Genomic DNA, 14,735 nt, shown 5'->3' on the forward strand with positions numbered 1-14,735 from the left:
ATGGAGCCGCACGAGTTACAAATTTGAATCCTGGCGCTTCTTGCGCTTGTTCATACGGACACGGATACCATCAGGCGAATGTGAGAGACGACCAGTTTTTGCCGGAGTTTTGCGTTGCTTGTTGGTCGATGCCTGTTGGCGCGCGCGACCAAAGAGCTTTTGTATCGTCTGACGAGCGGCCGATCCGGTCGAAGATACCTTGCGAGACCGACCTCGCAGTGACACACGCACTCCTCGTCCAAAGCCAGTTGCGGGACGCCTGCCATGATCAGTTCTGAGCGCTAAGACGTCTGCCCGCTTCCAAAAGAGAAGACATGAACCAAGTGAAATGGCAACGAGCGTAAGACCTGCACCGAGCGAAAGCGGCTCGATTGAGTAAAAGGTAGGAAAGAACAACATACCTGAGCTGATGCCACACACAACAACGACCATGAGTGCGGCGCGCAGTGCCGTAAACGGCCTTGAGATGCGCCAGATTAATGAGACGCTAACGGCACTGGTAGAAACCAGGCACATGGTAGAGGCCATAGCATCAGAAAACCCAAAGAGATGAGAAGCTGCCAGACACCCGCAACAGCCCACGGTCACCGCAACCGAAGCAGGAAGTGCTCGGCGCACCACATTCGTAATAAAGTGCCCTTCCACACGTGCACGGTTTGGCTCAAGACCCAAAACAAAACCAGGCAGACCGATGCAGAAGAAATTAATGAGCGTCATCTGGATGGGTTCAAACGGATAGGGCGGAAAAAGAACACAGAGGGCAGCTAAGGCCATAGAAAAAAGAGTCTTGGTGAGAAACAGTGCAGCTGAGCGCTGAAGGTTATTGATCGAGCGCCTGCCCTCTGCAACCACAGCTGGCATAGATGCAAAGTCATTATCCACCAACACAATCTCAGCTACATTGCGGGCTGCATCAGAACCTGCCGCCATCGCAACCGAGCAGTCTGCTTCTTTTAGGGCAAGTACGTCATTCACGCCATCTCCGGTCATGGCAACCGTGTGGCCACGACGCTTAAGCCCTACTACCAACTCACGCTTTTGCTGAGGAGTTACACGCCCAAAGATGCGCGAGCGATCAAGAGCTGTATCTAAAGCAGCCGCGCTTGAGAGACTGGAGGCATCGGTAAGCTCAGCGGCATGAGGAATACCAACTGTTTTGGCGATAGAAGACACCGTGCGTGGATCGTCACCCGAGATGACGTAAAGCTCAACTCCTTGCTCTTGAAAATACTGAATGGTGTCTTGTGCCGAAGCACGAATCTCATCACCAATGCAGAGAAAACCTAAGGGCTCTACCTCACCGATGATGACTCCCTCATCATCAAAGCCTAAAACACGACCAACAATGAGCACGCGTGCCGTTGAGGCAAGTTCAGAGAGGCGATCGGCTACCTGATCAAGCATGTGGGGTGAGAGTACAAATGAGGCAGCACCCATCACAAACGATCCCGCTTCAGTTTCAACACCGCTATATTTTCGCGCAGATGAAAAAGGAATGGTGCGAAGCAGCTCGTTGCGGTCACGATCAACATCTTTGTAGTACTCAATTAAGGCGCGAGCGGTTTCATTGGCATCAGACTGGGACGCATCTGCCAGGGCTGCTAGGGCTTGATCGAGAGGCTCGGCCATATGATCTTCGATGGGGAAAACCCCTGATACCGACATAGCACCTGAGGTAATGGTTCCTGTTTTATCAAGACATAAAACATCAACACGAGCAAGCGTTTCAATACAATGAAGCTGCTGAGCAAGAACACGCCGACGCGCAAGTCTAACGGTTGCAATTGCTAACACCGAAGAGGTAAGCAGTACCAAACCTTGGGGAACCATGCCGAGAAGTGCGCCTACAACAGAAAGAATGGCACGAGCAGGTACCCGTCCCGCAAGTGTTTCATGTAGAGCCCAAATAAACGGCCCGGTACTATCAGGTGAGCCTGCATCGCGATAGACATCAGAAAGCGATGCCCAAAGCAATGCTAAGCCGATAGGAATCATAAACAAACCGGCAAAACGCACAATCGACTGCAGGGAGCGCATGATCTCAGAGTTAACTGGCTTAACGTATTTTGCTTCTGCGTTGATGCGTGAGACATAATTGTCTGCACCAACATGAATCACGCGAGCAAAGACGGTACCCGAGTCTATAAAGCTGCCACTCATCAGCTCACTGCCAGGTACTTTGCGAATAAGATCGCTCTCACCCGTCAGCAGGCTCTCATTCACGCTCGCTTCCCCTGAGATCACAACAGCATCTGCGGGGATTTGATCGCCCCGACCTAAACGAACAATATCGTCAAGAACAATCTCCGTAAGCTCTACCTCAACCTCACGTCCATCTCGAATTGCGCAAGCTCGCTTAGAGGTAAGCAAGGTCAGCTTATCAACCATACGTTTCGAACGAAGCGCCTGGATGACACCAATACTGGTATTGAGCACAACAATGGCTAAAAAGGTGAGATTTTTCCAAGAGCCGGTGATCAGAACCAACACGGCTAACACAGCATTAATAAGGTTGAAGACCGTGAAGAGATTCTCTGTAATGAGCTCACGTACTGACTTGGTTTTGAGCTCTACTTCTCGATTCCAAAGACCAGCTTCAACACGAGCAGCAACCTCTTCTGCACTCAAGCCCCGAGCTGCATCACTGCTCTGATCCCCCATCGTCTGAGCATAGTGGGAAACATCAGGAGAAACACCAGCTTGAGGATGCAAAGGTTCATTCATGAATCGTCCAACCAGACACAGCATAGGCGGGTGAAAAAACCCGAACAAGCCAATAATCGGTCTGCCCGGGTAGTTGCAGCATGGGTGCCCCGTATAGGGTTCGAACCTACGGCCTTCTGCTCCGGAGGCAGACGCTCTAATCCACTGAGCTAACGGGGCGCATCGATTGAGCATTATACGCGAATGAGGCGGGCGCGCAACGACTGGGATAAAAGATCTGTTGCGAGTCGATGGCGGCTCGTCGAGCCAAAGAGGCGGTGCTCGAGCTTCATCTATACTGGCTCCACTACCGACACACGAACGCGAGGGAGCACTCAATGATCGCGATTCTTACAAAAAATGCCCCCGATGAGGCAGTAGAGCACTTAAGCGATTGGATCCGAGGCAAGGGCCTCGATGTGCACATTAGCCGGGGAGCAAACGAGATCATTGTTGGCTTGGTGGGCGATACCACCAAGATTGATCCAATCTTGCTCGAATCTATGGACATTGTTGAGCGTGTCCAGCGCGTTTCCGAGCCTTTCAAAAAAGCAAATCGAAAGTTTCATCCCGATGATTCCATTATTGATTGCGGGCACGGGGTTTTACTCGGTGGCGGCTTTTTCCAAGTCATTGCAGGACCTTGCTCAGTTGAGGGAGATAATCTCATCCGCATTGCGCGTCGGGTAAAGGCTGCAGGAGCCACCATGCTTCGTGGTGGAGCCTATAAGCCGCGCACGAGCCCGTATGCATCCCAGGGTATGGGAGAGGCTGGCTTGGATCTTTTGCTCGAAGCCGGATCAGAGCTTGATATGCCCGTTGTTACCGAGGTCATGGATCCGCGCGACGTGGCCCTATTTCTTGATAAGGGCGTTGATGTCATGCAAATTGGTGCTCGAAATGCTCAAAACTTCCCCTTGCTTCGCGAGGTGGGCAAGACCTCAACTCCAGTTTTGTTGAAGCGCGGTATGGCAGGAACGATTGATGAGCTGCTCATGGCTGCAGAATACATCATGAGCGAAGGCAATCCTAACGTTATGGTTTGTGAGCGCGGGATTAGAACCTTTGAAACGAGAACGCGCAATACCTTTGATCTCAATGCAATTCCTGCAATCCACCATCTTTCCCACCTCCCCATCGTGGCAGACCCCAGTCATGCCACCGGACACACCCGCTATGTAGGACCTATGGCACGAGCCGCCGTTGCAGCAGGTGCTGATGGGCTCGAAATTGAGGTGCACGACGATCCAGCCCATGCGTGGTCTGATGGTGCCCAAGCCTTAACGCCTGATATGTTTGACCAGCTCATGAAGGATCTTCTGCGCATTCGCTCCATTGTCGCACCCGCAAAGACCGAGGCGTAGCCATGTGTGAGCGCACTCAGATTGGCATTCTTGGCTTAGGCCTCATAGGAGGCAGTCTTGCTCGAGCCTACGCTCAAGCAGGTTGGAAGGTAGTAGGTGCAGATACCGACCCCGATACCATGGCAGCCGCCCGCGTCGATACCATTTCAGGTGTCTTAGATGAGCACACAGCTCCGGGCTGCGATCTTATTATCTTAGCCACCTATCCTGAAGCCTGTCTCCGCTGGCTTACAACACATGCACCCCTATTAGGAGAGCACCCGATCGTTATTGATACCGCAGGAATAAAAAGCTCGCTTTGTGCGGGTGCAAACAAGCTTGCACACACATGGGGCTTCTCATTTTGTGGAGCTCATCCTATGGCTGGCACCGAGCAGTCTGGCTTTGCCTTTGCTCGCGCCAATCTCTTCGTTGGAGCGCCTTTAGTATTGACTCCAGAACCAAGTATGGATGATATGGTCAAACTCAAGCTGCTCGATCGGATTCGCACCCTCGTTCAGCCTGCAGGCTTTGGCTCAATCTCTATCACAACGCCCGAAGAACATGATCGACTCATCGCCTATACCAGCCAGCTCGCCCATGTTGTATCAAACGCCTATGTGAAAAGTCCCACTGCCCGCTCACATCATGGTTTTTCTGCTGGCAGCTACCGCGACCTCACGCGGGTCGCTGAGCTGAATGCTCCTATGTGGACAGAGCTTATGATGGCAAATCGTGATGCCTTAAGCTATGAAATCAAGCAGATCATCGATCAGCTGAGCCGCTACCACGTGGCGCTTCAAACGTATGATTCAGAGCTCTTGCTCGATCTTTTATCTGAGGGAGATCAACGCAAACGAGAACTTGACGACAGCCTCGACGATCCCGAACGCACATCCTAATGGAGAGATTTGGCATGTATACCGTTTCTGTTAAGGCTTCTCAAGCCTACGAGGTTCATATTGGTACTGGCTTGCTTGAGCAGGTCGGTTCAGTCGCTCGCACATGCGCCGGAGGTACCAAGGCGCTCATTGTGACCGATTCAAATGTTGGACCTTTATATGCAGGCATTGTTTCTGCATCTCTTGAAGCGGCAGACTATGCCTGTACGACCTATACCTTTCTTGCTGGTGAGGCTCAAAAATACGCTTCAACCTATTTGGATATCTTAGATACCCTTGCCCGCTCACAATTGAGCCGCGATGATCTTGTTGTTGCCGTCGGCGGAGGCGTTACGGGAGATCTTGCCGGCTTTGCTGCTGCTACATATTTGCGCGGCATCAACTATATTCAAGTGCCCACAAGCCTGCTTGCCCAAGTTGACTCCTCAGTTGGTGGAAAATGCGGCATTGACCTTGAGCAGGGTAAAAACCTTGCCGGTGCATTTTGGCAGCCTCGAGCAGTGCTGGCAGACGTTGGCTGCTTAGCAACGCTTACGCCTGAGGTATTTTCTGATGGATGTGGAGAGATCATTAAGCACGCCGTTTTAGCTGATCCCGAATTGTTTCAGCTCCTCCACGATATTCCTTTAAGCTTGGACGTATTGCATGCCAATATAGCTGGCGTAGCCGCTGTTATTGCACGCAGTATAGAAATCAAGCGCAATATTGTAGAAGCAGATGAGCGCGAAGCAGGAGCCCGTGCCTTGCTCAATTTAGGTCATAGCATAGGACATGCGATAGAGCACCTCGAAGCGTATCAACGCGGACACGGCTCGTGTGTTGCCGCTGGTATGGTAGCTATTGCCCGCGCAGCTGCTGCATCAGGTGCCTGCGAAGAAGATGTACCGACCGCTATTGATCAGGTCTCAACCGCGATGGGACTTGATACCTCAATTGCCTGGGGCGCAGAAGCGATCTTTAAGGCAGCGCTTTCCGACAAAAAGCGGCATGCTGATACGATTACCCTCGTTATTCCTCACGCAATTGGTACATGTGCCCTTACCACGGTTGCACTCAAGGACTTTTACGACATCATCGCCTCTGGCATCAGAAAGGACGCTTAGCATGCGCGCCATCATATCGCCCGCACCACTTGGGGGCACGATCTCTGCTATTTCATCGAAGTCTGCTGCACATCGCCTCATCATTGCCGCTGCCCTTGCCAATGGAGCCACGATGATTTACCTCGACACCTCCTGTGAGGATATTGAGGCAACCATCCTCTGCCTGCGCTCATTGGGTGCAAAAATCGAAGAGACCCCTCAAGGCCTTCTCGTTCATCCCATCCCCAAGAGTGTCTCGTTTGGAATCTTAAAAGCGCTTGCGGGAGCTGAGCTTGACTGCAAAGAGTCTGGATCAACGCTTCGCTTTCTGTTGCCTGTAGCGGCAGCTCTTGGAGCCGATGCACGCATGATCGGTGAGGGACGACTGCCAGCCCGACCCATCGAACCCCTTGCCTCTGAAATCATTGCGGCAGGCTGCGACCTTGATACTACAGAGGGACTACCGCTCACGATGCATGGCCGTATGAGAGCGGGTCGCTTTGAGCTTCCAGGAAATATTAGCTCCCAGTATATTTCTGGCTTGCTTTTGGCGCTCCCCCTTTTGGATGGTAGCTCTGAAATACGCGTGAGTGGCACCATCGAAAGCAGACCCTATATTGATCTCACTATACAAACCCTTGAGACCTTTGGTGTAGCCGTATTCGAAGAGCGCATTCAAGTTGATGGCGAAGACGTGGTTGTCTTTTCGAGCTCAGGCACCTACCGCACACCGGGTGAAGTAACGGTTGAAGGAGACTGGTCGAATGCTGCTTTTTGGCTCTCTGCAGCTGCTTTGGGCAATACGTCAATTACGGTCAAAGACATCTCGTTGTCTTCCGTTCAGGGCGACCGGACAGTTCTCGCCGCACTTTCTCGCTTTGGTGCCCGGGTTATTCGCGGAACTCAACGTGCAACCGTTCGGCCAGATGCCCTACATGCCTTTGATATGAGCGCCCGCGACATTCCTGATCTCGTACCGATTCTTGCTGCCGTAGCCTCAGTTGCACAAGGCACAACCCGCATTGCGGACTGTGCGCGCCTGCGCATCAAAGAATCTGATCGTCTTGTAACCGTGCGCGATACCCTTGTTGCCTTAGGCGCAACCATTGAAATACGAGGTGACGATCTTTTGATTACCGGCACGGATAAGCTGAGCGGAGGTCAAGTTTCTGCTCATGGAGATCACCGTATTGCCATGATGGCGGCAATTGCTGCCTCGCGCTCAGAACATCCGGTCATTATCGAGGGAGCTCAGGCTGTTGATAAATCCTATCCTTCCTTTTTTGAAGATTATCGTGCCCTTGGCGGCCACGTAGAGCTTGAAGGGTAGGTTGCGATGTCTTCGATGACCGGTAAGGTTTTACAGCTGTCAATCTTTGGACAATCGCACTCACGAGGTATTGGCTGTGTCTTAGATGGCCTGCCTGCAGGCATTCCCATAGATCTTGAGCGTCTTCAAAAGTTTATGGCACGACGCGCTCCTGGTACTCATACCATTAACACACCTCGAAAAGAGGCTGATACCTTAGAGGTGCTCGGAGGCCTCTCGGATGGAGTTACCTGCGGAGCGCCCTTTGCAGCCATCATCTATAACACGAACACCCGCTCAAGTGACTATCAAGAGATTGCTCAAAAGCCCCGTCCAGGACATGCCGATTTTACCGCAGCCATCCGCTATGGAAACTGGAATGATAGTGCCGGTGGAGGTCATTTCTCTGGACGCCTCACAGCTCCGCTTACCGCAGCAGGAGGCCTCGCCCTTCAAGCATTAACGCAGATGGGAATCAGAGTTCAGGCACATATTACGCACATTGGTAACGAGCGCGATAAAGCCTCTGACCAAGCAATCATGAGCAATGAGGCACCCTATACCATCCCGGTCGATCTTTTAGAAACGATTGCCCAACATGAGGCTGAACTCGGTATTGCGATGGCAAACGAACAAGCTGCCCTTCGTGCTCGCGAAGCAATCCTTCAGGCTGCTTCAGAAAAAGACTCAGTCGGCGGTATGATCGAATGTATTGCCTGGGGTATGCCAGCCGGTGTGGGCGACCCGATCTTTGATGGCATTGAGAATCGAATTGCACGCATAAGCTTTGGCATTCCTGCAGTGCGCGGTATTGAATTTGGATATGGTATGCAAGCCTCCCGCCTTCGTGGATCTGAGCATAATGATCCTTTTGGCATACAGGACAAAGAAGTGCTTCCTCTCACCAATTTTGCAGGTGGCATCTTAGGAGGTATTACCACAGGAGCTCCAATCGTATGGAGGCTTGCAATCAAGCCAACCCCCTCAATTGCGCAAGAGCAACGAACGGTTGATATGGCAACGATGAGCCCCGCTCATCTCCGCATTCAAGGGCGTCATGATCCTTGCATCGTACCGAGAGCGGTACCTGTTGTTGAAGCTGCAGGAGCCCTTGCGCTCCTTGATGCCCTCTTAGAAGACGGATGCTATAAACTACCAGCTTCACGCCCGTATCGTGCAGCATCGGAGGTATGAGCGATGGATTTATCAGATATTCGAAAACGTCTCGATGAGATTGATACTGAAATCATCCGCCTTGCATGTGAGCGCCTCGATCTTGCCGAGGATGTGGCTCGCGCAAAAGCTCAAAGTGGCAAGCCGATCTTTGATCCTGGTCGCGAACGAGAAAAACTCGCCTGCGCAGCTCAGATAGCAACCACATCACGAGCACCTCAGGCCATCGCCTTAATGAGTCTACTGATGAGCATGAACCGTGCTGAGCAGGCGCATATCCTTGCGCACCATGATAGCCACGCTACCTCTCAGCTTCTGAAACGCTCACTTTTACCAGCAGATACGGTCTTTCCGCAAACCGGCACCATTGCCTGCCCGGGAACCGAGGGCTCCTTTAGCCAGCAAGCAGCATGTAAGCTTTTCCGTGCTCCCTCACTCGTATACTTCGATAATTTTCAAGCGATCTTTCAAGCAGTGTCAGAAGGACTGGCAGACTTTGGCATCTTGCCGATTGAAAACTCAACGGCAGGCTCGGTACGCGAGGTCTATGATCTCCTTGATACCTGGGGCTTTTCGATTGTCCGCAGTCTCAGACTCAAAGTCTCACACCACCTGTTGGCACTTCCAACCGCCAAGATTTCAGATATTCGAGAGATTATCAGCCATGAGCAAGCCTTGGCTCAAAGCGCCGCCTTTATTCAAAAGCTCGGCGTACGCACGCGCGTCGTTGCGAATACCGCACTGGCTGCCGAAGAGCTTGCCCGATCAGGGCGCACTGATCTTGGAGCCTTGGCATCGCGCACCTGTGCAGATCTCTATGGCTTGCAAATTCTGCAAGAAAATGTACAGGACTCTCAGAGCAATTACACGCGCTTTGTTGTCATCGCACCAGGAACTCAAATCTATCCTGGCTCAACGCGCACCTCGCTGTTGCTGCGCTTGCAACACGAACCCGGCAGCCTCTATCGAGTCCTTGAACGCTTCTTCGCCCTCGATATTAATCTGGTGAAGCTTGAGAGCCGCCCAATCCCCGGCACCGACTTTACCTTCAATTTCTACTTTGATCTTGATTGTCCGGCCTCATCTCCTGCTCTTGAACGCCTCTTGGACTCACTTTCAGATGTTTCGGTGAGCTATCGACTTTTAGGCTGCTATCAGGAGATGGTCTAGATGAGCATAAAGGCACGACCCTATGGGGTCTTAGGGCGCAAGCTTTCTCATAGCTATACCCCCGTGATCTATCGTGAACTGGCAGGTCTTGACTATCGCCGTTTTGAGGTGGAGCCCGAAGACCTCGAGGCCTTTTTGCTCAGCGATACCTGGGAAGGAATCAATGTCACCATACCGTATAAGCGCTCTGTCCTCCCCTATCTCTCTGAGCTCTCCCTCGCAGCTCAGCGTCTGGGCAATGTGAATACCATTACCCGATTAGCAGATGGCAGGCTCAAAGGCGACAACACAGACTACGCAGGTTTTAAGATGCTTGCGTGCGAGTTCGATCTTTCATATAGCGGTGCGCGCTGCCTGATTTTTGGCCAGGGCGGTGCGGGACAAACAGTAGCCGCCGTACTGGCCGATCTCGGTGCTGAGGTTCACATTTGTAGCCGCCATGCATCGAGCAGTGCAAACTCAATCACCTATGAGGATCTATCTCAGGTTGGCTCCAGCTTTGATGTGGCAGTGAATTGCACACCTGTGGGTATGTATCCTGACTGTCCTAATGCGCCATGCTCCCTTGATTTCTTACCACATCTCTCTGGGCTTATTGATATCGTCTATAACCCAGCACGTACCGGGCTGATGCTACAGGCTGAGCAACGCGGAATTCCTTGCATCGGAGGGCTCCTCATGCTGGTAGCCCAAGCAGCAGAAGCAACAAAGATCTATACCGGAACCAGTATAGCGCCAGCAGCAATACGCTCGCTCACCGATCGCTTAAGCAACACCGAACAAAATCTCGTGCTCATTGGCATGCCCGGTGCTGGAAAAACTACGCTTGGCACCTTACTTGCCAAGCGCTTAGGTAGACCCTTTTTTGACTCAGACCTCGTGCTTGAACAACAACTTGACCAGCCAATTCCAGAGGTCATTCGCACGCATGGTGTAGCTGCGTTTCGTCAACTCGAGCATGACGTCTTGGCAGAGCTGGGCAAAAAATCTGGTGCTGTTATTGCCACCGGCGGAGGTGTAGTTGAACGAGCAGAAAACTATGAAGTGCTCCATCAAAATGGAACCCTTATTATGATCGACCGCGCCTTGGATGAGCTGAGCGATGAAGGGCGCCCCTTGAGTGCCAGCCAAGGTATTCACACACTGGGTGAGCACCGCCTTCCCACACTCACTGCCTGGGCGGATATGATCATTCCTGCAGCACCTACACCAGAAGCCACGCTTGATGCTATCGTGGAACAGCTCTCACCCATGCTCGTGCCCCTCACATGAACAAGGTAGTATGACCCACACCCAAGCTGATAAGGAGACCTATGCAAGCTCTTGTAATTAATGGTCCGAATATCAATCTCTTAGGCATCCGCGAACCTGAGCTGTATGGGAACAAGGATTATTCTGACCTTGTTGAGCTCTGTCAGCAGGCTGGAGCTGAGGCGGGCTTTTCTGCTGTTTCTTGCTTTCAAACAAACCATGAAGGTGAGATCGTCGATGCCATTCAGGAGGCGAGATTCAGCTTTGATGGCATCATCATTAACCCTGCTGCCTATACGCATACCTCCATCGCAATTCTAGATGCCCTACAAGCAGTAAATTTACCTGCCGTAGAGGTTCATATCAGCGATGTAGATGCGCGCGAGAGTTTTCGGCAGATCTCATATACCGGAAAAGCGTGCTTTGCTCGAGTTGCTGGTGAGGGCATTCAGGGCTATGCCCGAGCACTTCAGCTCTTAGCAGTTCACCTCAAAACCTCACATGAGCGCTAACTCACCGACCATGCTCAGCCATCAACTCACGCGCATGAGCGAGTGAGACCTCACTATCATCTCCTGAAAGCATGCGAGCAAGCTCGCGAACCCGCTCGTTGCCTTTGACGAGCACAAGCTCAGTACGCGGCTCATCGGTACCTGTGCGCCGCACAACGTAGTGACAATCAGCCACAGCAGCAACTGCTGCAACGTGGGTGACTACAATAACCTGATGAGTTTTTGAGAGCCGCTCCAACAGAGCAGCCAAAGCACGAGCTGCTGAACCACCAACGCCCGCATCAACCTCATCAAAGACCAGCGTTTCTGTAGCATCGGCACTACCGAGCACGACCTTTGCTGCCAGCAACATACGGGAAAGCTCACCACCAGATGCAATCCGGCGAAGGGGACGCGGCACCAAACCAGGAGCACTACGATATAAGAACTCACAGGCGCACGAACCTGATTCTTGCCACGCAGCTCGTTCAAGCTCACGAGACTGCCATACGAGCTCAGCGCCACCCATCTCAAGCAGAGCCATCTGAGCCATAACCTCACGGCAAAAACGAGGAGCTATGCGATCACGAGCAGCTTTAAGCTCGCGCGCAGCGTCCACAAGCTCTGCCTCGGCTGCTTTGGCCTCATCTTGAGCCGCACGCACGCGCTCTTCTCCTGCATCAACAAGGCTGATCAGCTCTTCTGAGGCAGTTTGTGCTGCAAAGACATCGTCCATTGAAGGACCAAAGGCACGCATAAGTCCGCGCAGAGCAGCGTGGCGCTCTTGAAGCTGAGCCAGGCGTGCCGGATCAAAATCAATCTCATCACGATACCGTCTCAGATCAGACGCACCGTCTTCCAAGCTGATAGCTGCCTCAGAAAGCGTATCAACCATCTCGGTAAGACGTGCATCAACGCTCGTCATGCGCTCCAGCTCTGAGAGCGCCTCATGTAAGGCATCGAGAGCTCCGTCTTCGCCTGAGAGCTTGCCGTACGCATCGTTTGCAGTCGTAGCAAGAGCCTGGGCATGCTCTGCTACCGGCAACATCTCTTCGAGCTGTTCCAACTCACCAGGCTTAGGCTCAACTTCTTGAATCCGATCGAGCACAAAACGCGCCTGATCGACGCGCTCACCTTGAGCGCGTGAAGCAGACTCAATGCGGCAAAGCTCAGCAGCAGCCTCTTTTGCATGAGCAAATGCCTCCTGATAGCGGCGCAGCCTCTCTGAAATTACGCTATGCCCCCACATATCAACCATGTAAAGATGATTGGTGGGATCAAGCAAGCGCTGGTGCTCATGCTGGCCACAGAGATCAATAACTGGCTCCATGAGTGACGCTAACTCACGCACTCCGGCAAGCTCACCATTGATTCGGACGCGGCTTCTTCCATCGGTTCCAATACGGCGAGAAACCGTTATTCCATCAAGATCATCAGACCCAATAAAGAAACGACCCTGAACCTGAGCCTCATCTGAACCATCCCGCACCTGGCTCGCATCGCCACGCTCGCCCATGAGGAGTTTCAACGCTGAGAGCAAAGCTGACTTACCAGCACCGGTCTCACCCGTCAACACCGTAAGACCAGGCTCCAAGTTCAGATGAGCCTCTTTAATAAGAGCGAGATTTGCAACAGAGATCTCATCGATCACGGCGACTCACCCCAGCTCCCCTCACCCCATAAAAGACTCGCGAGACGCTTGCGTAAAAGCCTTCGCTTCCATAGCCCAACAGCAAGACATCATAGGCTGCACGCTTAACAGATGCATGCGCAATGGTGCCTTCTACCTCAAGATAGCGACCATCAACTGCCACAGCTGCAACTGAAGGTCGATCCGAACTCAAGGACAACTCAATAATATCGGCAGGTGAGGTGAGAAAAGCTCGCGCCTGAATGGTATGCGGAGCAATGGGGACACATACCAGACCCTTATAGTCAGGGCTTACAATGGGTCCTCCCGCAGATAAGGCATATCCTGTAGAGCCAGTAGCTGTTGCAACAATTACACCGTCGCCGCGCAAGCGATCAATATGGTGCCCCGAAACCTCAATATCGACGGTCACCATATCGGAAAGAGGCCCTCTGGTAAGAGCAATATCATTTAAGCCCGAAGCCGTGAGGACATGGATCTCACCCGCCTCATCCACACTGCGTACCTCACAGGTGAGCGCGGCTCTGCGCGAAGGTATCATCTCTCCTGCTAGCGCGTCGGCAACCATCTCAAATACATCTCGCTCTTGAGGACTGGCAGCGGTCAAAAAGCCCAAATGCCCGTACGAAATACCCAAAATAGGAATCTCTTTGTCGCCCACTAAGCGAGCGGCGCGCAATAAGGTACCATCTCCCCCAAGACTAATGGCAAGATCAGCGCCCAAAACATCGGGCTCATGCAGGCGGCACGCGCCTGGATTCGGCTCAATTTCTACGTCAATTCCTTGGGCATCAAGCCATGTATCAAGCGCCTGAGCGCTCAGAATTGCCTCTTCACGATGATAATTGGGAACTAGCACGACCTTTTTCATATGTTTTGCGCCCTCCGTTTCAGCTCAGATGCAGCCTGCTCAAGCACGGCCACATCTGCACCTACTCGCTCCCCTAGCAAAAAATACTCCCGATTACCCTTCGCGCCTCGAATAGAAGATGAACAAACACCTTGCGGTATGAGCCCTACCGATGCAAAGAGGTCAATCATGCGACATACAACCTCATATCTTACGGCAGGATCTCTGACCACACCACCTGACTCTACCTGATCAGGGCGGGCCTCAAACTGTGGTTTTACTAGGGTCAGAAAGCGCCCGTGCGGGCAAAGAAGATCTAAAACAGCAGGCAAAATACGCTCAATTGATGTGAAAGAGACATCGCAAACGGCCACATCAAAGCGGCCAACAGCGCCTGGGTCAAGTACTGTAATATTCGTACGCTCATACAAGGCTACCCGTGGATCCTCACGCAACTCCCAAGCAAACTGGGCGCGCCCCACATCAACCGAGGTGACATGTGAAGCTCCATGCTGTAAGAGGCAATCGGTAAAACCACCGGTTGAAGCTCCAACATCTAAGCAACGAAGACCGGCCGGATCAACCCCAAGTTCTGCCAAGGCTCCGGCAAGTTTAATGCCCCCACGTCCAACATATGGCTTTTTTCCACGCACATGAAGAGCCAGACCTTGCTCAACACGCATGCCGGGATGTTCGAGACGCTCACCTGACGCGGAAACTAAGCCTGCCATCAAGAGCCGAAGCGCCTCATCGCGGTTCGCGCAAAACCCTTGAGCAACTAATTCATCATCGAGGCGAGAGCGCGCCATA

At 52.4% G+C, this 14,735-nt stretch carries 12 protein-coding genes and 1 tRNA gene; 8 read left to right on the forward strand and 5 right to left on the reverse strand.

The window, feature by feature from the left end:
• Positions 1-15 precede the first annotated feature (15 nt).
• Both K6V98_RS06925 and K6V98_RS06930 read right to left on the reverse strand, forming a co-directional pair.
• Positions 16-2,724 (reverse strand): HAD-IC family P-type ATPase, encoded by a 2,709-nt coding sequence (locus K6V98_RS06925; RefSeq protein WP_306792815.1) that lies wholly within the window; start codon positions 2,722-2,724, stop codon positions 16-18.
• Between the two features lie 85 nt (positions 2,725-2,809).
• Positions 2,810-2,883, reverse strand: a tRNA-Arg gene (locus K6V98_RS06930).
• 158 nt (positions 2,884-3,041) lie between these two features.
• Between K6V98_RS06930 and aroF the strand changes: the two genes are divergently transcribed.
• The 8 genes from aroF to aroQ are packed head-to-tail and all read left to right on the forward strand — an operon-like array spanning position 3,042 to position 11,445.
• Positions 3,042-4,067: a 3-deoxy-7-phosphoheptulonate synthase gene (aroF, locus tag K6V98_RS06935; protein WP_222199780.1), complete on the forward strand. Its 1,026-nt coding sequence runs from the start codon at positions 3,042-3,044 to the stop codon at positions 4,065-4,067.
• Positions 4,068-4,069: 2 nt separating this feature from the next.
• Positions 4,070-4,948 carry a prephenate dehydrogenase gene (locus K6V98_RS06940; protein ID WP_222199781.1) on the forward strand — a complete coding sequence of 293 codons (879 nt, stop codon included), beginning with the start codon at positions 4,070-4,072 and terminating at the stop codon, positions 4,946-4,948.
• 14 nt (positions 4,949-4,962) lie between these two features.
• A complete protein-coding gene (gene aroB / locus K6V98_RS06945) occupies positions 4,963-6,051 on the forward strand; it encodes a 3-dehydroquinate synthase (protein WP_222199782.1) in 1,089 nt (362 codons plus the stop codon).
• A gap of 1 nt (position 6,052) precedes the next feature.
• Positions 6,053-7,360: a 3-phosphoshikimate 1-carboxyvinyltransferase gene (gene aroA / locus K6V98_RS06950; RefSeq protein ID WP_222199783.1), complete on the forward strand. Its 1,308-nt coding sequence runs from the start codon at positions 6,053-6,055 to the stop codon at positions 7,358-7,360.
• Positions 7,361-7,366: 6 nt separating this feature from the next.
• Positions 7,367-8,533, forward strand: a complete 1,167-nt coding sequence (aroC, locus tag K6V98_RS06955; protein ID WP_222199784.1) for a chorismate synthase — start codon at positions 7,367-7,369, stop codon at positions 8,531-8,533.
• A 3-nt stretch (positions 8,534-8,536) separates the two neighbouring features.
• Positions 8,537-9,682, forward strand: a complete 1,146-nt coding sequence (locus K6V98_RS06960; RefSeq protein ID WP_222199785.1) for a bifunctional chorismate mutase/prephenate dehydratase — start codon at positions 8,537-8,539, stop codon at positions 9,680-9,682.
• Positions 9,683-10,954 carry a shikimate kinase gene (locus K6V98_RS06965; RefSeq protein WP_222199786.1) on the forward strand — a complete coding sequence of 424 codons (1,272 nt, stop codon included), beginning with the start codon at positions 9,683-9,685 and terminating at the stop codon, positions 10,952-10,954.
• Between the two features lie 41 nt (positions 10,955-10,995).
• Positions 10,996-11,445, forward strand: a complete 450-nt coding sequence (gene aroQ / locus K6V98_RS06970; protein WP_222199787.1) for a type II 3-dehydroquinate dehydratase — start codon at positions 10,996-10,998, stop codon at positions 11,443-11,445.
• A 1-nt stretch (position 11,446) separates the two neighbouring features.
• On the opposite strand, the gene recN is transcribed toward aroQ, so the two are convergent.
• The 3 genes from recN to K6V98_RS06985 are packed head-to-tail and all read right to left on the reverse strand — an operon-like array spanning position 11,447 to position 14,734.
• Positions 11,447-13,075 carry a DNA repair protein RecN gene (gene recN / locus K6V98_RS06975; RefSeq protein ID WP_222199788.1) on the reverse strand — a complete coding sequence of 543 codons (1,629 nt, stop codon included), beginning with the start codon at positions 13,073-13,075 and terminating at the stop codon, positions 11,447-11,449.
• Positions 13,065-13,946, reverse strand: a complete 882-nt coding sequence (locus K6V98_RS06980; RefSeq protein ID WP_222199789.1) for an NAD(+)/NADH kinase — start codon at positions 13,944-13,946, stop codon at positions 13,065-13,067. Before K6V98_RS06980 ends, recN begins: the two co-directional genes overlap by 11 nt.
• On the reverse strand, positions 13,943-14,734 hold the full coding sequence (locus K6V98_RS06985) for a TlyA family RNA methyltransferase (RefSeq protein ID WP_222199790.1): 792 nt from the start codon (positions 14,732-14,734) through the stop codon (positions 13,943-13,945). The genes K6V98_RS06980 and K6V98_RS06985 overlap by 4 nt, the downstream gene beginning before the upstream one ends.
• Position 14,735: the final 1 nt, after the last annotated feature.

Origin of the sequence: Collinsella ureilytica (assembly GCF_019795105.1) — a bacterium.
Taxonomy (GTDB): Bacteria; Actinomycetota; Coriobacteriia; order Coriobacteriales; family Coriobacteriaceae; genus Collinsella; species Collinsella ureilytica.